Source organism: Pseudomonas sp. UBA3153 (genome assembly GCF_002364635.1).
Classification (GTDB): domain Bacteria; phylum Pseudomonadota; class Gammaproteobacteria; order Pseudomonadales; family Pseudomonadaceae; genus Pseudomonas_O; species Pseudomonas_O kuykendallii.
This window is the reverse complement of record NZ_DEYR01000030.1, coordinates 52606-73782: the sequence shown is the minus strand read 5'-3', so window position 1 is coordinate 73782 and position 21177 is coordinate 52606. Positions and strand designations below refer to the sequence as shown.

The following is a 21177-nucleotide window of genomic DNA, read 5'->3' as shown; positions in this document are numbered from 1 at the left end:
CCGGTTTTTCGTCAGTAAAGGTTACAAAGGCTTTGCCGGCCGGGAAGGGGCCAGTAGCATCGGCCTTTCATCCCGGAGGAGAGCCGCATGCGCACCAAACTCGATGCCTGCCTGCAGATGGTCAACGGTGTCCTGCTGGGCAAGGAACATCAGGTTCGCCTGGCGATGACCTGCCTGCTAGCGCGCGGCCATTTGCTGATCGAAGACCTGCCGGGAATGGGCAAGACCACCCTGAGCCATGCCCTGGCGAAGGCCCTGGGCCTGAGTTTCCAGCGTATCCAGTTCACGTCCGACCTGCTGCCCGGGGATATCCTCGGCACCTCGGTGTTCGACAAGGACAGCGGGCAGTTCGCCTTCCATCCCGGGCCGGTATTCGCCGAGCTGGTGCTCGCCGACGAAATCAACCGCGCCACGCCGAAGAGCCAGAGCGCGCTGCTCGAGGCGATGGAGGAGGGCCAGGTGACCATCGAAGGCGCCACCCGGCCATTGCCGGACCCTTTCTTCGTCATCGCCACGCAGAACCCGGTGACCCAGGGCGGCACCTTCGCGTTGCCCGAATCGCAGCTGGATCGCTTCCTGATGCGCCTCTCGCTGGGCTACCCGGCCAAGGGCGCCGAAAAGGCCCTGTTGCTCGGCGAGGCGCGTCGCGATCTGCTGCCGCGCCTGGAGCCGGTCTTCGACCATGCCGAGCTGGCGAAGCTGCAGGAGCTGGTGCCGCAGGTCCGCGCCAGCGATGCACTGGTCGACTATGTGCTGAGGCTGGTCGAGGCCACGCGCAGCCAGCCGCAGTTCGCCTGGGGGCTGTCGCCGCGTGCGAGCCTGGCCCTGCTCGCCGCCGCCCGTGCCTGGGCGTTCCTCGCCGACCGCGAGTACGTGATTCCCGAGGACGTGCAGGCGGTCCTGCCGGCGGTAGTCGGCCACCGCCTGCGCGAGCGCGCCGATCCCAGCGGGCACGGTGGCGGTGCGCTGGTGCGCTGGCTGCTGACCGAGGTGGCGGCGGTCTGATGGCCGATACCCTGCGGCGTCCGCGTTGGGATCGCTGGCTGGCCAAACGTATTCCGGCGGCCCAGCGGGTGCGCCTGGATCAGCGGCGCATCTTCATCGTGCCCAGCCGGGTCGGCGCGGCGTTCGGCGTATCCCTGCTGCTCATGCTGCTGGCCGGGATCAATTACCAGAACAGCCTGGCTTATGGGCTGACCTTCCTGCTGGCCTCGGTGGGCATCGTCGCCATCCTGCATACCTATCGCAACCTGGCCGGGCTGGTGCTCAAGGCCGGGGGCGGCGGCGCGGTATTCGTCGGCGAGCAGGCGCGCTTCAAGGTTCTGCTGGAAAGCAGCGGGCGGGCGCACCAGGCGATCGCCATCGGCTGGCCGCCGGCGGAGCTGCAGAGCCTCGATGTGCCTGCGCTTGGCCTTGGCGAGTGCGAATTGAGCCAGCCGGCGTTGCGTCGCGGCTGGTTGCGTCCCGGTCGGCTGAAGGTGGAAAGCCGCTTCCCGCTGGGCATCCTGGTCGCCTGGTCGTGGGTCGATCTGGACCAGGCGTTGCTGGTCTATCCGCGGCCGCTGCCCGGTGACCTGCCGCTGGCCGCCGGCCGGGGCGACGACGGCGAGGAGTCCGGGAGCCATCAACTGGGCCAGGGCGCGGACGATTACCAGGGCCTCAAGACCTACCAGCCGGGCGACTCGAAGCAGCGCCTGCACTGGAAGGCTTACTCGCGCGGGCATGGCCTGCTGGTCAAGGAATTCGCCGCGCTCAGCGGTCGCGACTTGCACCTGGATCTGGATGCGCTGGAAGGCGACCTCGAGTCCAGGTTGTCGCTGCTCTGTCACTGGGTGCTCCAGTTCTGCGACCAAGGCCAGGCGTTCGCGCTGCATCTTCCCGGCGTCCAGCTCGGGCCGGACAGTGGCGAGACCCATCGCGAGGCGTGCCTGCGCGCACTGGCGCTGTACGCAAGCGAGCAGCGTCCGGGGAACCGCCCGTGAGCACCCGCCGTTCCGGCGTCGCGCAGCCCATCCCGCGGGTGGCGTTGACCTGGCTGCTGGTCGCCCAGGCGCTGGTGATGGTGCCGCACCTGTTCCATCTGCCTGCCTGGACCATCGCCCTGTGGCTGGTCTGCGCGCTCTGGCGCATCCAGATCTACCGCATGCGCGCGGCCTATCCGAATGCGCTGGCCAAGGTCGTGCTGATGGCCGGCGCCGCGGCCGGGGTATGGTTTTCCCGCGGCAGTCTGATCGGCCTGGACGCCGGCAGCGTGCTGCTGATCTCGGCGTTCGTCCTCAAGCTGGTGGAGACGCGCAGCCGACGCGACGCCCTAGTGCTGGTGTTCCTCGGTTTCTTCGTGGTGGTCACCGGTTACCTGTTCGACGACAGCATGCTCCTCGCGTTGTTCACGCTGCTTTCGGTGAGCGCCTTGCTGGCCTCGCTGATCGGCCTGCAGCAAAGCGCGTTCGCCGAGCGGCCCTGGCCGACCCTGCGCCTGGCCGGTGGGATGCTCGCGCAGGCGTTGCCGCTGATGCTGCTGCTGTTCGTCTTCTTCCCCCGGCTCGGTCCCCTGTGGTCGTTGCCGCAACCGGCGGGCGGCGCGGTGACCGGGCTTTCCGACAATATCGAGCCCGGGGATATCGCCGAGCTCAGCCAGTCCGGTGAACTGGCCTTCCGGGCCAGCTTCGAAGGCCCGATGCCGCCGCGCTCGCAGCTCTACTGGCGGGCGCTGACACTGGAGCGTTTCGATGGCCGACGCTGGTCGCAGTCGTCGGTGGCGCAGTACCCGATCGAGCCGCAGTGGCAGAAGCGCGGCGAGGCGCTGCGCTACAACGTCATCATGCAGCCCAGCTCCAGGCCCTGGCTGTTCACCCTGGATACCGGCGAGACCAGCCTGGAGCGCACCCGGCTGATGAGTGATTTCCGCCTGGAGCGTTATCGTCCGGTGGACAAGTCGTTGTTCTATCAGGTGACCTCATGGCCGGATGCCGTGCGCGAACCCGAGGATTCGCCCGTCCTTCGGCGCCGCGCATTGCAACTGCCCGAGCAGGGCGAACCGCGCGCCCGGGCCTGGGCCGCCGATCTCAAGCGCCGCTATGCCGACCCGCAGGCATTGGTGCAGGCGCTGCTGCAGCATTTCAATCAGGAACCCTACGTCTACACGCTGAAACCGCCGCCGACCGGTGTGGATGGCATCGATGCGTTCCTCTTCGATACCCGCCGCGGTTTCTGCGCGCACTACGCGGGCGCCATGACCTTCGTCCTGCGCGCGGCCGGCATTCCGGCACGCGTGGTGGCGGGCTACCAGGGGGGCGAGGTGAATCCGGCCGGCAACTACATCTCGGTCCACCAGTTCGACGCCCACGCCTGGGTCGAGTACTGGCTTCCCGAACGCGGCTGGGTGAGCGTCGATCCCACGTTCCAGGTCGCCCCGACACGTATCGAACAGGGCCTGGAGGAGGCGGTGGCCGGAGAGCGCAGCTTCCTGCAAGGCTCGCCGTTCTCCGCGTTGCGCTACCGCTCAATCGGCTGGATGAACCAGCTGCGCCTGTCCTGGGACAACCTGAACTACGGTTGGCAACGCTGGGTGCTGGCGTACCAGGGTGAGGAGCAGGCCAATCTGTTGCAGCGATGGTTCGGCGCCTTCGATACACGTCTGCTGCTGATTGCCCTGGTCGGTGGCGGTGGGCTGATTCTGTCGGTCGTGGCGCTCGGGCTATTGAAGCCCTGGCGTCGCGAACGCGATCCGCAGCAGCGGGTGTTCCTGGGCTTCGAGCGTCTGCTGGCGCGCCACGGCTTGCGCCGGGCGCGGGGCGAGGGGCCGCGTGCATTCGCCGAGCGTGCCGCCACGGCACTGCCGCAACAGGCCGAAAGCATCCGCGCGTTCCTCCGCCTCTACGAGGCGCAGCGTTATGCCGGCAGGCCCGCCGCCGTCGGCGAACTGCGTCAGGCACTCACCGGTTTGCGTCGGCGCCTGCCCTGGCGGTTCACCCGCAGCACCCGCTGAAGCGCCGTTCAGCCAGCGCAATTGGCATAACAGCCTTGTCTGGCGCCGGCATCCATCCCCTAAGATGCATCCCTTTCCAGGCCGCAGTGCACAATGATGAGGTGAGCATGACGCTGTTCGAACTGATCCAGGCTGTACGCATGGACCCCAGCGCCATCGAGGTTCCCAAGGAGTGGGGCCAGGGCCGCGCCGGCTTCGGCGGGCTAGCGGCGGCGCTGGTATACGAGGCGATGCGGGCGAAAGTGCCGGAAGGCCGGCCGCCGAGATCGCTGGCGATCACCTTCGTTGGCCCTTTGGTCTGCGAGAAGCCGGTGCGCTTCGAGGCGGAGGTGCTGCGTGAGGGCAAGGCGGTGAGCCAGGTGCTCGGTCGCGCCGTTCAGGATGGCCAGGTAGTGACGCTGGTCCAGGGCAGCTTCGGCGCGTCCCGCGAGTCCGCGGTGAATGTTCCGGCATTGCCGGCTCCGGCCATGAAACCGGTCGAGGAGTGCCCGGAGCTGCCCTACATCAAGGGGATCACACCGGAATTCGGCCGTCATCTGTCGATGCGCTGGGGACTCGGCGGCTTTCCATTCAGCAACAATCCGTCTCGGGAAATGGGCGGCTGGGTGCGTTTGCGCGGTGAGGTCGATGAGTTGCCGGTGAACGAGGCGCACCTGCTGGCGCTCGTCGACGCCTGGCCGCCGGCGCCGCTTTCCCACCTGCGCAGCCCGGTGCCGGGCAGCTCGCTGACCTGGACCATCGAATTCGTCCAGCCGATACCGCCGCTGACCACCCACGACTGGTGCCTGTACCGCGCCGAAATCGAACATGCCCGTGACGGCTACGGCCACGTCGCCGCTGCACTGTGGACACCCGCTGGCGAACTGGTCGCGTTGAGCCGGCAAACAGTCACGGTGTTTGGCTGAGCCGTCGCGCGTTCAGGGTCGGCGACGCTTCCAGGCACGCCACCAGCCGCCGCTCAGAAGGAAGCGCGGAAAGGTCACGAACTGCTCCAGCAGAACCTCCTGCAGGCATTCCTGATCGGCCTCCACGGATTGTTCCTCCCGTTTGTGCCCCTGGCGCTGCAGCGCCAGCGCGGCGACAAGCCCGATCACCCCCAGCACCACCGGCAACAGGCTCGCGCCCAGCAACCCGGCGAGCAACAGCAGGCTGGCGACGATGAACAGCGGCACGGCGATCAGGTGCAGCAGCAGGTTGGTCGGGTGACGGTGAGTGGCGGCGTAGTCCGGCGTCGAGCGGGACGGGTAGTGCAGGCGCAGGCCCATGGTCGGCATTCCTTGAAGAGATGCCTGAAGTCTAGGGTGCGGCCATGCCGGGCGGCGAATGAGGACTGCCTATGGAGGCCATAGGCAGTTATGCGGAAAGGCTCAGAGCTTCAACTGACGGATCGCACGGCTCAGCTCGCCGGCCAGCGAGGCGATTTCGCTGCTGGTGGCGGCGGAGGAGACGGTCTGCTGCACGGTCTGTTCGGTGACGTCGCGGATGCCCACTACCGAACGGGTCATTTCCTCGGCGACCTGGCTCTGCTGCTCGGCGGCGACGGCGATCTGGGTATTGCTGTCGCGCATCTGCGCAACGGCCTGGGTGATGGCCTCCAGCGCCTCGCCCGCATCGTTGGCCAGCTTCACGCAGTCATCGGCCTTCAGCGAACTTTCCTGCATGAATTCCACGGCGTCACGGGTTCCGGACTGCAGCGCGCCGATCATGTTGGTGATCTCGTCGGTGGAGTCTTGGACGCGCTTGGCCAGGTTGCGCACTTCGTCGGCGACCACGGCGAAGCCGCGGCCCATTTCGCCGGCGCGTGCGGCCTCGATGGCGGCGTTGAGGGCGAGCAGGTTGGTCTGTTCGGCGATGCCGTGGATCACACTGACCACGCTGCTGATCTTCTGGCTGTCGGCCGCCAGTTGCTGAATCATCTCGGCGGTCTGCTGTACGCCGGTGGAAAGCCCGGAAATCGACTGTTTGACCCGGCCTACAACATTCTGCCCGGCGCCGGCCAACTGGTCGGCCGAACGTGACTGATCGCGGGTGTCGGCGGTGTGCTGGGCGATGTGGTGAACGGTGGCGGACATCTCGTTGATCGCGGTGGCGGCCTGGTCGGTCTCGCTCTGCTGGCCGAGCATGCCCTGGCGCACCTCGCTCATGCTGGTGGCGAGGCTGCCCGCACCTTCGTCGAGGCGCGAAGCGGCCTGGGCGACGGTGCTCACCACACGCTGGTAACCCGCCTGCATGGCGTTGAAGGCGCTGGCCATGCGGCCGACCTCGTCCTTGCCTTCGAGCGGCACGCGGGCGGACAGATCGCCGCTGCTTTCCACGTGCAGCATCACGTCCTTGAGCATGTTCAGGTGGCTGAGCAGGAAACGGATGAGCAGCTGCGAGGCGGCCAGCAACAGCAGCATCAGCACGGCCACGGCAATGGCATAGGCCGGAGCGCGTTCGATGAAGATATCCAGAAGGCTCGGCGCCCGCGCCAGCAGCGCGACGCGCGCGCCATTCAGGTCGATCACCTGGGCGCCGATCAACGGCTGGTCGCCGAACAGCGAATCGTGCGGCAATTCGATCCAGCCGTTGGCGCGGGTCAGTTCGGCGCCGAGGTTGTTCTCCAGGCGGGGCGGCGCGTCCTTGCTGAAGCTCAGCAGGCTGGAAGAGGTGGGCAGGGGCTGCTGCGCCGGCCAGCTGGCGACGATCCGGGCCTGCTCCTGGGCATGGCGCTGCGCGTCGACGCTGCGACCACCCTGTTCCAGGTGCATCGCGTAGAGCACCACCAGCAAGGTGGTGAGGAACGACACTGCATTGAGCGCCCAGAATTTGTACTTCAGAGAAAGGTCGCGAATCCAGACACCCATGGCGTTCTTCTTCTATTCAAAACTGATCGATTGGCAGTGCCAGTATTTTGCCAGCAATGGCTCGTTGGCTGCTGACGATGGTCAAGCCGTCATGACAGGTTAACGGCGGCTAAACCTCAGGCTTGAGGATAGCGACCGATTTATCTCGGCGGCAGCGGAAGGCGGAAAAACTCTCGCGCACAAGCGCTGCTGTGCTCCGCCAGGAGCGCTGGCGACTCCTCGCGGTGGCGCGCCACCACGCCGAGCACTTCGCCGAGATAGCCTGGCTCGTTTCGGTTGCTCTTGGGTTTGGGCCGCAGGCTGCGTGGCAGCAGGTAGGGCGCGTCGCTTTCCAGCATCAGGCGGCCGCGGGGCACTTCGCGCACCAGCGGTTGCAGGTGCAGGCCGCGGCGTTCGTCGCAGATCCAGCCGGTGATGCCGATGTGCAGATCCAGGTCGAGATAACCGAACAGCGCGCGTTTCTCGCCGGTGAAGCAATGCACCACCGCGGCGGGCAGACGATCGCGATAGTCGCGGAGGATTTCCAGCAGGCGCTGGCTGGCGTCGCGTTCGTGCAGGAACACCGGCAGGTTCAGTTCCACGGCGAGGGACAGCTGCTCCTCCAGCGCCTTTTCCTGCTGCGGCCGCGGGGAGAAGTCGCGGTTGAAGTCCAGCCCGCATTCGCCGACGGCGCGCACACGCGGATCGCCGAGCAGCACGCGCAGCTGGCTAGCGCTGTCGGCGGACCACTGACTGGCGTCGTGCGGGTGCACGCCGGCGGTGGCGAACAGGCGAACGGCATCCGGGTCGAGTGTCTCGCACAGCAGCAGCGCTTTTTCGCTCTCCTCGACGCTGGTGCCGGTCAGCACCAACTGGCTCACACCGGCCTCGTAGGCGCGATCCAGCACGGCTTCACAGTCACTCGCGAAACTCGGATGGGTCAGGTTGACGCCGATGTCGATCAGCTCGTGGGGCCGCGTATCAGTATCTTTACTCATCTAATATCTTCAATAAAAACATAGTGATAAGAATATTACTTAATGTGCTTTGCCCTGTCGGGCTGGCGCCTTTGCACGGCCTGTGAGACTCTCGCCGATCGAGTGGGCGGCTACGGCCGCCGACAGTCTCTCATTCCTGGACGGCTGGAGCCCCTGCATGCAGGCGTTCCGGCCGGGAGATCCGATGACGCGAGCGTTGCTCCTTCTTCTCGGCCTTCTGGCCCTGGCTCCGCTGCCTGCCGCAGCGCGCCTGGCGGGTCAGGCCGAGAACTGGCAGCCGCAGAGCGACGTGCGCGATCTCGCCGATATACGCCGCAGCGGCGTGCTGCGCGTGCTGGTGAACCAGAGCCGCAACACCTCCGGCGAGGTCGCCGGAGAGTCCATCGGCGTGGAGTACAACCGCCTGCGGGCCTTCGAGCAATACCTCAATCGTAACGCCCGCGATGGCAGGACGCTCAGCCTTAAGCTGATTCCGCGGGCCAAGGATCAGTTGTTCGGTGCCTTGCAGCGCGGCGAGGGCGACCTGGTTGTGCCAGGCGAACTGATGGTGGTGCGCAACGAGCGTGGCGTCAGCGCCAGTACCGCGGTCATCGACAAGGTGCCTCTGGTGCTGGTCGCGCGCGCGGGCAATCGCCGTTACCAACGGGTCGACCAGCTGGCCGGGCGCACCGTCGTCCTGCCCGCCGGCAGCGCGGCCGGGGAGGCGCTGGGCAAGGTGAATCAGGAGCTGGCCCGGCGCAAGCAGAAGCCGATCCTCATCGAATGGGTGGACCCGTCGCTGGCGGTGGAGGACGTGCTGGAGATGGTCCAGGCCGGCATCTATCCGCTCACCGTGGTCGAACGCCCGATTGCCGAGCGCTGGGCCAAGGTGTTGCCGAAGCTGCGCGTCGACCGCAACATCGCGCTGGGCGACGAGGGCCAGGTGGCGTGGTTCGCCAGCCACGATGCGCCCATGCTGCGCGCCAGCGTCGATCGCTTCCTGCAGGGCTATCGCGCACCGGCGAACGGCGACGCCACGTTCCAGCGTGTCTATCGCAGGCTCTACCAGGTACACGATCCATTGGCGCGCAGCGAGCGGCAGCGCCTGGAGAAGGTGCGTCCGGTGCTGCAGCGCTACGCCGATCAGCATGAGTTCGACTGGCTGAGCCTTGCTGCGCTGGCGTTCAAGGAATCGACCCTCAACCCGGCAGCGCGTGGCGCCAGCGGCGCGGTGGGGCTGATGCAGATCACTCCGGCGGCGGCACGCACGGTGGGGGTCGACAATGTGCAGTCGCTGGACAACAACGTGCAGGCGAGTGCGAAGTACCTGGCGATGCTGCGCCGCCAGTACTTCAACAGTGGCAGGCTCGATGAGCGCGAGCGGATGGCGTTCGTGCTCGCCGCCTACAACCTCGGCCCGCAAAGGGTCCAGGGGCTGCGTGCGGAAGCCAAGCGTCGCGGGCTCAACCCCAATCAGTGGTTCTTCCAGGTGGAGCGCGTGGCCGCCGAGCAGGTGGGCATGGGCGTGGTCAGCTACGTGAATGCGGTAAACAAGTATTTCCTCGCCTACCAGCGCGAGCGCGAACGGCTGGAGCCGCGGCGCACCGCGCTGAGCGCCAACTGACTCAGCGATTACCGCCGCTACGGGCCAAGGCGAGTTGCTCGGACGCTTCCAGCCAGCGTATCTCGTCGGCGGCGAAGGACGCCTCGGCCAGTCGCCGGATCGCCACCGCGCGTTCTCCCTGATCGAGTTGCTCGTTCAGCTCGATACGCGCCTTCGATTTGCGGAATGACTGCAGACGGTGATCCCAGCGTTGAGCCTGTTCGAGCTCGGCACGCTGCTCGGCGTTCGACAGGCCGCCGCCGTTCTGCTGCAAGGGTGCGGAGTGCAGCGTGGCGGCCAGGCACACCGCAGTCAGCAGCAACACCGGCAGAAGGCGGCGAGCAGCCGTCGGTTTCGCGCGGGAGGCAAGCGCAAACCTTGGCGCCGTTCGATAAGGGCGATGCTCCGCTGGCGAAGCGACGCTGAGGTGCTTCTTCATGGATGGCGACCGATTTCGCGACGCGTCCCCATGGCGCGTCTGCCACCCTGGCATCGCAGGATGCGTGCCACGTGGCGTGTTTTAAGGCCCGATGCCTCTATGACGCGGTCCCTGGCGGCATGGCCAAATGCTGGCCAGGCCGCGCGCCAGACAACCGGTTGTTACGAGGTGGAACGCCATGTGCGGCGAGGGTTGCAGCATTACCCGCGTATGCGCCGCTTTGGTTAACGCCCGATGGTTCAGGGTGACCTGCGGGTCGTCCGGCGGTTGACAGTGGCGGGCGCGGTTCTCTAGCATTTCACCCCTGCGCCGATTTAGTCAGCTACTTGCGGGGCGCCGGGGGCCGAAGGCTTCGAAATACCGCTAAAGCGCTGGTTCGGTGATGCCTCTCGCCGCTGCCCAGCGGACCCCGAGGCAGAGATTAATAGACGTGATTCCTTCTCCTTCCAATCTGCGCCTGGCCCCGATCACCTCGAGGCTGCTACCGCGCAACCCCAAGATCCTTCTCGCCGGCGACAACCAGCCGCGACTGCTGCGCTACCTCGATGGTTGGCCGAAGGATCGCAACAAGGCCTGCAACTTCCTCATCCAGTTCGTGCGTGCCGACGAATCCCTGGCCGACCTCGCCAGCGACAGCTTCGATTTCGCGGTGCTACCTGCGCCGGATGCGAAGAATCTGGAAGCCTGCATACATGAACTGACCCGCGTCGCGCGGCAGGGACTGATCACCCGGCGCTGAGGTCAACGAGTTCGCCGCGTGCTCACGGATAGTCGATGGCGACGATGTACCAGGTCTTCTCGCCGGTCGGGGTATGGACCCTGACTTCCGCGTCCAGCGCCTTGCCGACCAGCGCGCGGGCCAGCGGCGAATCGATGCTGATCAGGTTCTGCTTCAGGTCCAGTTCGTCCGGGCCGACGATCCGGTAGCGCGACTCGACGCCATCCTCGTCCTCCAGCGTCACCCAGGCGCCGAAATACACCTTGCCGGCATCGGCAGGGCGCGCATCCACCACCTTTAGACTTTCCAGGCGCTTGGTCAGGAAGCGCACGCGGCTGTCGATTTCGCGCAGCATCTTCTTGCCGTAGGTGTACTCGGCGTTTTCCGAACGATCGCCCTGCGCGGCGGCTTCGCTCACCGATTGGGTGACCTGCGGCCGACGCACGTGCCACAGCTCGTGCAGTTCGGCGCGCAGGCGTGCCTCGCCTTCGGGGGTGATCAGCGGGGTTCCGGCGGTACGCGGTGGGCGATAGCGGCTCATGGGGTTCGCAGCGAGGTGTGGGGCGCGGAGTCTAGCAAGCTCAACCCTCGCGCAGAACGGTCAGCGGGCTGGCATTCAGTGCGCGACGGGTGCCGATCACGCCGGCGCCGCCAACCAGCAGCGCACCGATCATCGGCAACAGCAGCAGCCACGGATGCGGATGCCAGGGCAGGTCAAAGACCAGCCGGTAGAGCAGGGCGCTGACCAGTTCGCAGCCGAGCGCGGCGAGCACGCCCGCGCAGCCGCCGAGCAGGCCGAACTCCGCGCGGCGGGCCTTCAGCAGCAGCGACCGGCCGGCGCCCAACGCGCGCAGCAGCGCGCCCTGGCGGATGCGCTCGTCCAGCGTCGATTGCAGGCCGGCAAAGAGCACCGCGAGACCGGCGGCGAGAACGAACAGCAGGACGAACTCCACCGCCGCGGTGACCTGCGCGAGGATGCTGCGCAACTGCGCGAGCAGCGCCTCGACCTGCAGCAGCGTCACGGCCGGGAACTGCCGGGCGAGCCCGACCAGCGCCTTGTCGTTGCCGGGCGGCAGATAGAAGCTGGTCAGATAGGTGGCCGGCAGATCCTGCAGCGTGCCGGGCTGGAAGATCATGTAGAAGTTCGGCTGGAAGTTGTCCCAATGCACGTCGCGCAGGCTGGTGACCTGGGCCTCGCGCTCCAACCCACCGATGTTGAAGCGCAGGCGGTCGCCGAGTTTCAGGCCGAGGCTTTCGGCCAGCTGGGTTTCCACCGACAGGCCGGGCAGCCCGCCGGCCGGTGGCGCGTCCCACCAGGTGCCGGCGGTGAGCATGTTGTCGCTGGGCAGGTCCTGCGCCCAGGTCAGGCTGAGGTCGCGGCGCACCGCGCGATCGCCCTGGGTGTCCTTGCTCACGAGTTCGCGCACCGGCTCGCCGTTGATCGTCAGCAGGCGACCGGGAATGATCGGGAACAACGGGGCCGGATGCGGCGACAGCTCGGCAAGGCGTGCGGCGAAGGCATCCTTGTCGGCGGGCAGCACGTTGAGCGCGAAGTGGTTCGGCGCGTTCGCCGGCAACTGGTTCTGCCAGGTGTCCAGCAGCTCGCCGCGTAGAAGCGCGATCAAGGACATCGCCAGCAGGATCAGCCCGAAGGCCAGCGCCTGGCCGGCCGCGGCGAGCGGATAGCGCAGCAACTGGCCAAGACCCAGTCGCCAAGGCAGCGAAGCCTTCGCCAGCAGCCGACGGAGTCCGCGCATCGCCAGCAACAACAGGCCGCCGAGCAACAGCGCCGCGGCGATCCCGCCCCCGAGCAGGGCGAAGGTGAGCATCAGATCGAGGCTCATCCGCCACATGATCAGGCCAAGGGCGAGCAAGGCGGCGCCGTAGATGAACCAGGAACTCGGGGCCACCGGAAGCATGTCGCGGCGCAGCACGCGCAGCGGCGGAACGCGACCGAGTGCCGCCAATGGCGGCAGGGCGAAGCCGGCGAGGGCGACCATGCCGGTGGCGATCCCCGCCAGCGCCGGCCCCACGCCACCGCCTGGAAGGGTGGCCGGCAGCATGCCGCGCAGCAGATGGAACAGCGCGTACTGGGCCAGCCAGCCGAGCAGCGCGCCAAGCGTGCAGGCGAGCAGACCGACCAGCGCCAGTTGCAGCGCATACAGGCCGAGCGTGCTGCGGCGCGACAGGCCGAGGCAGCGCAGCAGCGCGCTGGCATCGAAGCGCCGCGCGGCGAAGCGTGCCGCCGACAGCGCCACGGCAACCCCGGCGAGCAGCACGGCGGCCAGGCTGGCGAGGTTCAGGTAGCGTTCGGCGCGGCCCAGGGCGTCGCCGATCTGCCGGTTTCCGTCGCGGGCATCTTCCAGCCGCTGGTTGGGCTGCAGTTGCGGGGTCACCGCATCGCGGTAGCGCGCCAGCGCCTGGCTGTCGCCGCGCCAGAGCTCGCGGTAGCGCACGCGACTGCCGGGCTGGATGATCCCGGTCGCGGCGAGGTCGTCGATGTGCATCAGCACGCGTGGCGTCAGGCTGTAGAAGTCGGCGCTGCTGTCCGGCTCGTAGGTCAGCACACGGGTCAGGTGCAAAGTCTTCTCGCCGACATCGATGGAGTCACCGATCTTCAGGTCGAGTGCGGCGAGCAACTGGCTCTGGACCCAGGCTTCGCCGGGTTTCGGGCCGCCGCCGGCGCGTTCCTCTGTGTAGGGCTCGGCGGCGCTCTTCAGTTCACCGCGCAGCGGGTAGGCACTGTCCACCGCCTTGACGCTGGACAGCTGGATACCGCTGTCCGTGGCGATCACGCTGGAGAATTCCACCGCCTGGGCGTGGTCCAGGCCGAGCGCGGTGCCGGCCTCGACTTGCTCCGGGGACGCCGGCGAGGAGCCGCGCAGTACCAGATCGGCGCCGAGAAATTCGGTGGCGCGCATCAGCATGGCGCCGTTCAGGCGGGCGCCGAAGTAGCCGATGGCGGTGCTCGCTGCCACGGCGACCAGCAAGGCGAAGAACAGCACGCGCAACTCCCCGGCTCGGGCATCGCGCAGCGACTGGCGCCAGGCCAGGGCGAACAGGCGGGTCAGGGGCAGGCGTTTCATCAGGGCTCCCGACGATCCACCAGCTGGCCGCCCTCCAGGCGGATCGCGCGGCGGCAGCGCTGGGCCAGGCGTTCGTCATGGGTGACCAGGACCAGCGTGGTGCCGTTTTCCTGGTTCAGCGTGAAGAGCAGGTCGCTGATGTGCGCGCCGGTGTGGCTGTCCAGGTTGCCGGTGGGTTCGTCGGCGAACAGCACATCCGGTTCGGCGGCGAAGGCGCGGGCAATCGCCACGCGCTGCTGCTCGCCGCCGGAAAGCTGCCGTGGGTAGTGGGTGAGACGCTGGCCCAGGCCGACGCGGTCGAGCAGGTCGCGGGCGCGTTCACGGGCATCACGACGGCCGTCGAGTTCCAGCGGCAACATCACGTTCTCCAGCGCGCTCAGGCTGTCGAGCAATTGGAACGACTGGAAGACGAACCCGACGTGATCGGCACGCACCTGGGCGCGCTGGTCTTCGTCTAGGTCGTTGAGGCTGTTCCCGGCCAGCGTCACTTCACCTGAACTGGGCAGATCGAGCCCGGCGAGCAGGCCGAGCAGGGTCGATTTGCCGGAGCCGGAGCTGCCGACGATGGCCATGCTGTCGCCGGGCTGAAGATCGAGGGAGAGGTCGTGGAGGATGGTCAGCGCGCCTTCCGCGCTGGGGACCACTTTGCTAAGGTTCTGCGCTTTGAGAATGCTTGCGCTCATGGAGAATCCAATGCGTACGTGGTTTTTCGGTACCGCCATCGCCTTGCTGCTGTGGGCCCAAGGGGCGACTGCCGGCACCCTGCTGGTCGTCGGCGATAGTATCAGCGCGGGTTTGGGACTGGATACCAGCCAGGGCTGGGTCGCCCTGATGGAAAAACGCCTGCAGCAGAAGGGCGTGGATCATCAGGTGGTGAACGCCTCGATCAGCGGCGACACCAGCGCCGGCGGGCTTTCCAGGCTTCCCGCGCTGCTCGCCGAACACAAGCCGGAGCTGGTGATCATCGAGCTTGGCGGCAACGACGGGCTGCGTGGCCAGCCCCCCCTGCAATTGCAACAGAATCTTGCTGCCATGATCGAGAAGTCCAAGGACAGTGGTGCTCGCGTGCTGCTGCTGGGCATGCGTCTGCCGCCGAACTATGGCACGCGCTACAACCGCAACTTCGAGCAGGTTTTCGCGACGCTGGCCGAGCAGGAGAAGGTGCCGATGGTGCCGTTCTTCCTCGAAGGCGTCGGCGGCGTGCCGGGGATGATGCAGGCGGACGGCATCCATCCGGCGGCGGTGGGTCAGCCGCGCATGCTCGACAACCTGTGGCCGACCCTGGAACCGCTGCTTTAACGCGCGGCGCCATCTTTTCCGCGCGGGGCCTTTCGGCTAAGGTGGCGGCCCCGTTCTGGAGCCCCCGATGCCGCGTCCCGCCTGGTCTCTGCATGCCTATCAACTGATCGAGCCGGACGAACAGCTCGACCTGTTCGCCTGTCGCGAGATACGCCTGCATATCGTCGAACGCCAACTCGAATTGAGCGGGCATGCCGATCGCACCCTGTGCGGCGGTTTGTTGCCGGCCATGCCGCGCTGGCGGAGCATGGAGCGAGCCGCGCTGCACGATCGGCGCCTGTGCGTGCACTGCAAGGCCATGCTGCAGCAGCACCGGCGCGGTAGCCGCCCCGAATGGCCGATGGCCTGAGGTCGGGCCGCCCCGAGGACTCCCCGAGGCAGAGGCCTGCGTGTACAATTTCGCCTCTTTCCCGTCATACCCCTCAAGGATTTTTCGGATGTCGTCGCGCGTTCCTGCGGTCGCCTGCTCATTGTTCGTCACCGCGCTGAGTGTCGCGGGTTCCGCCTCCGCACTGGAGCTGCCCCTGCCGCCGCCGGGTGAGGACGTGGTCGGGCAGATTCAGGTGGTCACCGCCAAATACGAGGACACCTTCGCCGACGTCGGCGAGGCCAACGACCTCGGCTACCTGGAAATGGTCGCCGCCAACCCCGGTGTCGACCCGTGGCTGCCAGGTGCCGGCACAGAAATCATCCTGCCGACGCGCTTCATCCTTCCGCCCGGTCCGCGCGAAGGCATCGTCATCAACCTCGCCGAGTACCGCATGTACTACTACCCGAAAGGCGAGAACGTGGTGCACACCTACCCGCTGGGCATCGGTCGCGAGGGCTGGGGTTCGCCGATCACCTTGACCAAGGTGACCGCCAAGACCGCCAACCCGGCCTGGTATCCGCCGGCCTCGATCCGCGCCGAACACGCCGCCGAGGGTGACCCGCTGCCGGCGGTGGTGCCGCCGGGGCCGGACAACCCGCTGGGTCCGTTCAAGTTCAGCCTGAGCCTGCCCGGTTACCTGATCCACGGTTCCAACAAGAAGTTCGGCATCGGCATGCGCGTCAGCCACGGCTGTTTCCGCATGCTCAACCAGAACGTGCTGGAACTGGCCAAGATGGCGCCGGTGGGCACGCCGGTACGCATCATCAACGAGCCCTACAAGTTCGGCGTCAGCGGCGGAAAGATCTATCTCGAAGCCCATCAGCCACTGAATGACCACGGTGACCCTTCGCACGTCGACAAGCACACCGCGGTGATCAACACGCTGCTGCAGCGTCAGGACATCGCCGCCAACCAGCAGATGGACTGGGAAATCGTTCGCGAGGTGGTGGCGGCCGAAGACGGCCTGCCGATCGAAGTCGCCGAGAGCGTCCTGCACGCCGCGAGCCTTCCCGGCGTTCAGTGATCTCTCTGACAAAAAGCCCCGCCGTGCATTGCCGGCGGGGCTTTTTATTGGGCGAATCGCGGGCATTAAAAAGCCGACCCAGGGGTCGGCTTCGATAGTCCGGAGACTATTACTTGCGGCTGGCTTTTTCCAGCATACGCAGAGCGCGCTCGTTGGCTTCGTCAGCAGTTTGCTGAGCCTTCTGAGCAGCGGCCATGGCGTCGTCGGCTTTGCGGTAGGCTTCGTCGGCACGAGCCTGAGCGCGAGCAGCGGCGTCTTCGGTGGCGGTCAGACGGGCTTCAGTTTCTTTGGTGACGCTGCTGCAACCGGTAGCCAGAACTGCGGCCAGAGCCAGAGCAGAGAATTTCAGAACGTTGTTCATCGTGTTCCCCTTAAGGTGGACAATCTATTCAAGCAATTTCCCGAACCAGGAAATTTGCGGGCTATATGTTACCTATAACTTGGGCCAAGTAAACGCGGCAAGCGCAAGGTATAGGTAGTTTTTTGAAGAAGTTGCGCAGAGAATGCTCTTGGCGCCTTTTTTTGTATAAAAAACAACCAGCTGGTGTTCTTCCCAGATATCCGCCCAGTCCGCGGACACTATGCGGCGATGACACTTTCCATTCGCCTAATAGGCAATAGCCAGGGATTCTCCAGCACGTCAGACTGGCCGAGCGATCTCTCCTGTCCTGAAAACGCCCCGGTACAACTCCGCGGAGGGTCGCCGTGATCCTCCCGCGTACTGTCGAGTGCACCGTCGGGCATATCGACTATTCACTTGGCCGGCATCGGAGTGTTACAAAGCCAGAACGCCGAGGCATCAACGCTTGTCGAAGTGGCAACGACCGGTCACAGTCTCCGCCAGAATAAGATCAATAAGATTCGGACCCGCCCACGAGGTCCGCCGAGGAGTAAGCAATGAGCGAGGCATTATCCATCCGGCATGACCAGACGGCTCATCAGTTCGAGATCATCGTGGATGGTAATCGAGCCTACCTGGCATACATGGACCTGGGTAAACAGACGCTGGACATCTACCGCACCTTCGTCCCCAACGCCCTGCGTGGACGCGGTATCGCCCTGGCATTGACCGAGCACGCGCTGGCCTACGCCGAGCGCATCGGCTATTCGGTGATCGCTTCCTGCTCCTACGTCGAGCGCTACATGGAGCGTCAGGAGAAGCTCAAAGCCAAGGAGTGAAGCGGGTCCAGACACGAAAACGCCGGGCAATGCCCGGCGTTTTTCATTTCCCGACCGCTCAGCCGCGCTGGCGTTTGGGCAGCACGTCCTTGAGCTTCGCGTGCATCCCCAGCAGGGTTTTCTCGGTGGTGTCCCAGTCGATGCACGCATCGGTGATCGACACCCCGTACTTCAGGTCGCACAGGTTCTTCGGGATCGACTGGTTGCCCCAGCCCAGGTGACTTTCCACCATCAGGCCGACGATGGAGCTGTTGCCCTCTACGATCTGGTTGGCGACGTTGTCCATCACCAGCGGCTGCAGCGCCGGGTCCTTGTTGGAGTTGGCGTGGCTGCAGTCGACCATCACGTTCGGGCGGATCTTCGCCTTGGTCAGTTCCTGTTCGCAGATCGCCACGCTCACCGAGTCGTAGTTCGGCTTGCCGTTGCCGCCGCGCAGCACCACGTGGCCGTAGGCATTGCCCTTGGTGGTGACGATGGAGACGCCGCCCTGCTGGTTGATGCCGAGGAAACGGTGCGGGCTGGAAACCGATTGCAGCGCGTTGATCGCCACGGTCAGGCCGCCGTCGGTGCCGTTCTTGAAGCCGACTGCCGAGGACAGGCCGGAAGCCATTTCCCGGTGGGTCTGTGATTCCGTGGTGCGGGCGCCGATGGCCGACCAGCTGATCAGGTCCTGCAGGTACTGCGGCGAGATCGGGTCGAGGGCTTCGGTGGCGGTGGGCAGGCCCATCTCCGCCAGGTCCAGCAGCAGCTTGCGACCGATGTGCAGGCCGTCCTGGATCTTGAAGGAGTCGTCCAGGTAAGGATCGTTGATCAGGCCTTTCCAGCCGACCGTGGTGCGCGGTTTCTCGAAGTACACGCGCATGACCAGATACAGGCTGTCCGATACCTTCGCGGCAAGCGCCTTCAGCCGTTCGGCGTACTCGTGGGCGGCCTTGATGTCGTGGATCGAGCAGGGCCCGACCACCACGAACAGACGATGGTCGCGACCGTCGAGGATATCGCGGATGACCTGCCGGCCGTGCGCCACGGTACGTTGAGCCGCTTCGCTGAGAGGGATTTCGCGCTTGAGTTGATCAGGAGTGATCAGGGTTTCGTTGGAGGCAACGTTAAGATCGTCGATCGGTAAATCAGCCATCGTGCTTTTCATCAGGTCGGGTCGTCGGAGCGCGGCTTTCGAGCCGCTCGCGTTCCCCTGCGAGGCGGATCACCGAGGGTCGAGCGCGGGGGGAACGGAACCTTACCGCTTAGGCGGGAGCGAGACAATGGGCGATGCGCCTGCGCGGACCGGCGTCAGTGGTGGTCGAAGCTGTCGCGGGAGAACTCCTCGGCATGGGCGCTCATCCATTCCTGGGCGACGTCCTCGATGCCCAGTTGGGTACCGAGCTGTTCCTCGCGCTCGCGCCGATAGCGCTCGATCTGGCAGACCTGCTGCACCATCCGCGCCTTGAACAGGGTGTCCTCGTCGATGAAGGTGATGCCCACCAGGTAGCCGCTGGCTTCCTTTTCGCACCAGGCGATCACGCCGTTGCAGGTGGCGTCGTCGCCGAACAGGGGGATGCGCAGTTCGATCGGCGTGCCGTTCTGCAGGCGCTCCGTGCAATTGCACGCCACCCCGCCAAGGCTGATATTGTTCAGCCGCTGTCGCGGCAGGCGCTGCTGGTCTCGCAGCTTCAACTCGATGGGCATGTCGCTGGGATGACGTAAGAACCGGCGCATGGACGACTCCTGGAATGACACGACGATGGCTGCTGAAGACAGTATAAGAGCCCAGCTCGAGTTGACAGACTTCGACGCGGATCACCGCCTGCTCGAACTGTCCGGCGTTTCGCTGCTGGTATTCACAAGCATCGGTTGTGCCAGTTGCCGCTGGGCGCGTCGCGAGTTGCCCGGCATGGCGTTGCCCATCGAACGCCTGTGCTGGGTGGACGCTGGCGAAAATGGCGGGCTGGTGGAACGCTATGGTGTTTTCCACTTGCCGGCGCTGTTCGTGATCCGCGACGGCCAGTTCTTTGGCGCATTGCAGGCGCGACTTGAACGCGCTTCCCTTGTTTCAGCCCTGGACGCGGCGTTGGCCGGTCCCGCAGAGGAGCTTCCCTGATGAGCGAAATCCATCGTCCACGCATCGGCATCATCGGCACGGGCGCCATCGGCGGCTTCTACGGCCTGATGCTCGCGCGCGCGGGCTACGACGTGCATTTCCTGCTGCGCAGCGAGTTCGCTGCGGTGAGCGAGCGCGGCCTGCGGGTGGATAGCGCGGTGCACGGCGAACTGCTGCTCAACCCTGTGCAGGCCTACCGGGAGGCCGCGCAGATCCCGCCCTGCGACTGGTTGCTGGTCGGTGCCAAGACCACCAGCAACGCCGATCTCGCGCCACTGATCGCTCAGGCGGCTGCGCCGGATGCCAAGGTGGTGATGTTGCAGAACGGCCTGGGGGTCGAGGAGGCGTTGCGCCCGCTGTTGCCCGAAGGGCTGCACCTGATCGGCGGGCTCTGCTACATCTGCGCCCACCGTCGTGCGCCGGGGGAAGTGGTGCACCAGGCCCTGGGCGGGGTCAACCTCGGCTATCACTCGGGGCCGGCGATCGACGCGGCAGAGCAACAGGCGATCCTCGAAAGCGGCTGCGAAATGTTCCGCCAGGCGGGGCTCGAATCCAGCGCGATGGCCAACCTCGACCAGGCGCGCTGGCAGAAGCTGGTGTGGAACGTGCCCTACAACGGGCTCTCGGTGCTGCTCGATGCCGGAACCGAGGCACTCATGGGGCACCCGGACAGCCGCGCGCTGATTCGCTCGATCATGCTGGAGGTGGTGCAGGGCGCCGAGGCCTGCGGCCATGCGATGCCGCCCGGTCTTGCCGACAAGCTGCTGGTCATGACCGAACGGATGAGCGATTACCTGCCGAGCATGTACCACGATCATCTGTCCCGCCGCCCGCTGGAGCTGCCGGCCATCTATGTAGCGCCGCTCGCCGCAGCGGAGGCCAAGGGGCAGGACATGCCCTGTACGCGCGCGCTGTATCAGGCGCTGAGCTTTCTGAGTGCGGGGCGCGTCTAGCGCCTTTCTGCGAGCAGAATGGCTTCGGATTGTCGACGGTCGACCGAGGCATGCCATTTTCATATCCGCTGCTAAGCTGTGGCGAGGCCCAATTCGCTCGCAGTCGGAGGGCATATGATCCGGACCATTCTCTACGCCACGGACCTCGGTCTATACGCGCCTTACGTGTTACAGCATGCGGTTTCCCTGGCCCAGGCCTACAAGGCCGAGCTCTACGTGGTGCACGCGGTGGAGCCCATGGGACTGTTCGCCGAGTCGGTGCTGCAGACCTACCTGGACAAGGACACGCTCGAACGCCTGCGCACCGATGGCCTGGACGTGGTCATGTCGAACATCCAGCAGCGCGTACTGGAAGGCTTCCGCGACGAAATGGGCGAAGCCTACGGAAACCTGGACCTGATCCGCACGGTGCGGGTGATCCGCGGCGACCCGCCCCAGGTCATCCTCGAACAGGCCCGTGAACTGGCGGTGGATGCAGTAGTGCTCGGTGCACACAGCCAGGACAGCTGCAACGGTACTTCCCTCGGGCGCACCGCCACCTGTGTGATGCAACTGGCCGAGGTGCCGGTCTACCTGGTGCCGATGTTGCAGACGCGGGCGCGGGCGGATTTTTGAAAT

At 66.0% G+C, this 21177-nt stretch carries 23 protein-coding genes and 1 pseudogene; 13 read left to right on the top strand and 11 right to left on the bottom strand.

Going from position 1 to position 21177, the window contains the following annotated elements:
• The first annotated feature begins 87 nt into the window (after positions 1–87).
• The 4 genes from B2X67_RS06495 (at position 88) to B2X67_RS06480 (ending at position 4893) form a co-directional block, all read left to right on the top strand.
• Positions 88–1005, top strand: coding sequence for an AAA family ATPase (locus tag B2X67_RS06495; RefSeq protein WP_286784987.1), 918 nt, complete (start codon positions 88–90; stop codon positions 1003–1005).
• Complete coding sequence (locus B2X67_RS06490; protein WP_286784986.1) at positions 1005–1982, top strand: DUF58 domain-containing protein; 978 nt, start codon at positions 1005–1007, stop codon at positions 1980–1982. Before B2X67_RS06495 ends, B2X67_RS06490 begins: the two co-directional genes overlap by 1 nt.
• Complete coding sequence (locus tag B2X67_RS06485; RefSeq protein WP_286784985.1) at positions 1979–3988, top strand: transglutaminase TgpA family protein; 2010 nt, start codon at positions 1979–1981, stop codon at positions 3986–3988. Before B2X67_RS06490 ends, B2X67_RS06485 begins: the two co-directional genes overlap by 4 nt.
• Positions 3989–4095: 107 nt before the next feature.
• Positions 4096–4893: an acyl-CoA thioesterase gene (locus B2X67_RS06480; protein WP_286784984.1), complete on the top strand. Its 798-nt coding sequence runs from the start codon at positions 4096–4098 to the stop codon at positions 4891–4893.
• Positions 4894–4905: 12 nt separating this feature from the next.
• On the opposite strand, the gene B2X67_RS06475 is transcribed toward B2X67_RS06480, so the two are convergent.
• From B2X67_RS06475 to B2X67_RS06465, 4 genes and pseudogenes are all read right to left on the bottom strand, one after another.
• Positions 4906–5253, bottom strand: a complete 348-nt coding sequence (locus B2X67_RS06475) for an Mpo1-like protein (RefSeq protein ID WP_286784983.1) — start codon at positions 5251–5253, stop codon at positions 4906–4908.
• A 102-nt stretch (positions 5254–5355) separates the two neighbouring features.
• Entirely contained in the window at positions 5356–6111 is a 756-nt protein-coding gene (locus tag B2X67_RS20795; RefSeq protein WP_414704003.1) for a methyl-accepting chemotaxis protein, read from the bottom strand.
• Positions 6112–6225: 114 nt separating this feature from the next.
• Positions 6226–6387: pseudogene (locus B2X67_RS20790) on the bottom strand (HAMP domain-containing protein); the annotation flags it as partial.
• Positions 6388–6974: 587 nt separating this feature from the next.
• Positions 6975–7811, bottom strand: a complete 837-nt coding sequence (locus tag B2X67_RS06465) for a TatD family hydrolase (RefSeq protein WP_286784982.1) — start codon at positions 7809–7811, stop codon at positions 6975–6977.
• Positions 7812–7995: 184 nt separating this feature from the next.
• On the opposite strand from B2X67_RS06465, the gene B2X67_RS06460 reads away from it, so the two are divergent.
• Positions 7996–9414 (top strand): transglycosylase SLT domain-containing protein, encoded by a 1419-nt coding sequence (locus B2X67_RS06460; protein ID WP_286784981.1) that lies wholly within the window; start codon positions 7996–7998, stop codon positions 9412–9414.
• A 1-nt stretch (position 9415) separates the two neighbouring features.
• Here B2X67_RS06460 and B2X67_RS06455 read toward each other — a convergent pair whose 3' ends face one another.
• On the bottom strand, positions 9416–9832 hold the full coding sequence (locus tag B2X67_RS06455; RefSeq protein WP_286784980.1) for a lipase secretion chaperone: 417 nt from the start codon (positions 9830–9832) through the stop codon (positions 9416–9418).
• Between the two features lie 430 nt (positions 9833–10262).
• Here B2X67_RS06455 and B2X67_RS06450 point away from each other — a divergent pair, with 430 nt between their 5' ends.
• Positions 10263–10571, top strand: a complete 309-nt coding sequence (locus B2X67_RS06450) for a hypothetical protein (protein ID WP_090231009.1) — start codon at positions 10263–10265, stop codon at positions 10569–10571.
• 22 nt (positions 10572–10593) lie between these two features.
• Here the strand turns inward: B2X67_RS06450 and greB are convergent, their stop codons facing one another.
• The 3 genes from greB to B2X67_RS06435 are packed head-to-tail and all read right to left on the bottom strand — an operon-like array spanning position 10594 to position 14319.
• Positions 10594–11091: a transcription elongation factor GreB gene (greB, locus tag B2X67_RS06445; protein ID WP_273231566.1), complete on the bottom strand. Its 498-nt coding sequence runs from the start codon at positions 11089–11091 to the stop codon at positions 10594–10596.
• 40 nt (positions 11092–11131) lie between these two features.
• Positions 11132–13636 carry an ABC transporter permease gene (locus tag B2X67_RS06440; RefSeq protein ID WP_286784979.1) on the bottom strand — a complete coding sequence of 835 codons (2505 nt, stop codon included), beginning with the start codon at positions 13634–13636 and terminating at the stop codon, positions 11132–11134.
• Positions 13636–14319 (bottom strand): ABC transporter ATP-binding protein, encoded by a 684-nt coding sequence (locus tag B2X67_RS06435; protein ID WP_273231564.1) that lies wholly within the window; start codon positions 14317–14319, stop codon positions 13636–13638. The genes B2X67_RS06440 and B2X67_RS06435 overlap by 1 nt, the downstream gene beginning before the upstream one ends.
• 10 nt (positions 14320–14329) lie before the next feature.
• Here B2X67_RS06435 and B2X67_RS06430 point away from each other — a divergent pair, with 10 nt between their 5' ends.
• From B2X67_RS06430 to B2X67_RS06420, 3 genes are all read left to right on the top strand, one after another.
• Positions 14330–14935: an arylesterase gene (locus tag B2X67_RS06430; protein WP_286784978.1), complete on the top strand. Its 606-nt coding sequence runs from the start codon at positions 14330–14332 to the stop codon at positions 14933–14935.
• Between the two features lie 67 nt (positions 14936–15002).
• Entirely contained in the window at positions 15003–15284 is a 282-nt protein-coding gene (locus B2X67_RS06425; protein WP_273231561.1) for a hypothetical protein, read from the top strand.
• Positions 15285–15372: 88 nt separating this feature from the next.
• Positions 15373–16329, top strand: a complete 957-nt coding sequence (locus B2X67_RS06420; protein WP_286784977.1) for a L,D-transpeptidase family protein — start codon at positions 15373–15375, stop codon at positions 16327–16329.
• A gap of 109 nt (positions 16330–16438) precedes the next feature.
• Here B2X67_RS06420 and B2X67_RS06415 read toward each other — a convergent pair whose 3' ends face one another.
• Positions 16439–16690, bottom strand: a complete 252-nt coding sequence (locus B2X67_RS06415; RefSeq protein WP_090231002.1) for an Lpp/OprI family alanine-zipper lipoprotein — start codon at positions 16688–16690, stop codon at positions 16439–16441.
• Positions 16691–17226: 536 nt separating this feature from the next.
• On the opposite strand from B2X67_RS06415, the gene B2X67_RS06410 reads away from it, so the two are divergent.
• Entirely contained in the window at positions 17227–17508 is a 282-nt protein-coding gene (locus tag B2X67_RS06410; protein ID WP_090231001.1) for a GNAT family N-acetyltransferase, read from the top strand.
• Positions 17509–17566: 58 nt separating this feature from the next.
• Here the strand turns inward: B2X67_RS06410 and B2X67_RS06405 are convergent, their stop codons facing one another.
• Together B2X67_RS06405 and B2X67_RS06400 are read right to left on the bottom strand one after the other, a co-directional pair.
• Positions 17567–18643 carry a 3-deoxy-7-phosphoheptulonate synthase gene (locus B2X67_RS06405; RefSeq protein ID WP_273231558.1) on the bottom strand — a complete coding sequence of 359 codons (1077 nt, stop codon included), beginning with the start codon at positions 18641–18643 and terminating at the stop codon, positions 17567–17569.
• 155 nt (positions 18644–18798) lie between these two features.
• A complete protein-coding gene (locus tag B2X67_RS06400) occupies positions 18799–19224 on the bottom strand; it encodes a PilZ domain-containing protein (protein ID WP_273231556.1) in 426 nt (141 codons plus the stop codon).
• On the opposite strand from B2X67_RS06400, the gene B2X67_RS06395 reads away from it, so the two are divergent.
• The 3 genes from B2X67_RS06395 to B2X67_RS06385 all read left to right on the top strand — a co-directional run bounded on the left by B2X67_RS06395 (position 19223) and on the right by B2X67_RS06385 (position 21174).
• A complete protein-coding gene (locus B2X67_RS06395; protein WP_286784976.1) occupies positions 19223–19606 on the top strand; it encodes a thioredoxin family protein in 384 nt (127 codons plus the stop codon). The two genes, B2X67_RS06400 and B2X67_RS06395, sit on opposite strands and share 2 nt — an antisense overlap.
• Positions 19606–20559, top strand: coding sequence for a putative 2-dehydropantoate 2-reductase (locus B2X67_RS06390; protein ID WP_286784975.1), 954 nt, complete (start codon positions 19606–19608; stop codon positions 20557–20559). The genes B2X67_RS06395 and B2X67_RS06390 overlap by 1 nt, the downstream gene beginning before the upstream one ends.
• 114 nt (positions 20560–20673) lie before the next feature.
• Positions 20674–21174, top strand: coding sequence for a universal stress protein (locus B2X67_RS06385; RefSeq protein WP_286784974.1), 501 nt, complete (start codon positions 20674–20676; stop codon positions 21172–21174).
• The last annotated feature ends 3 nt before the right edge of the window (positions 21175–21177 follow it).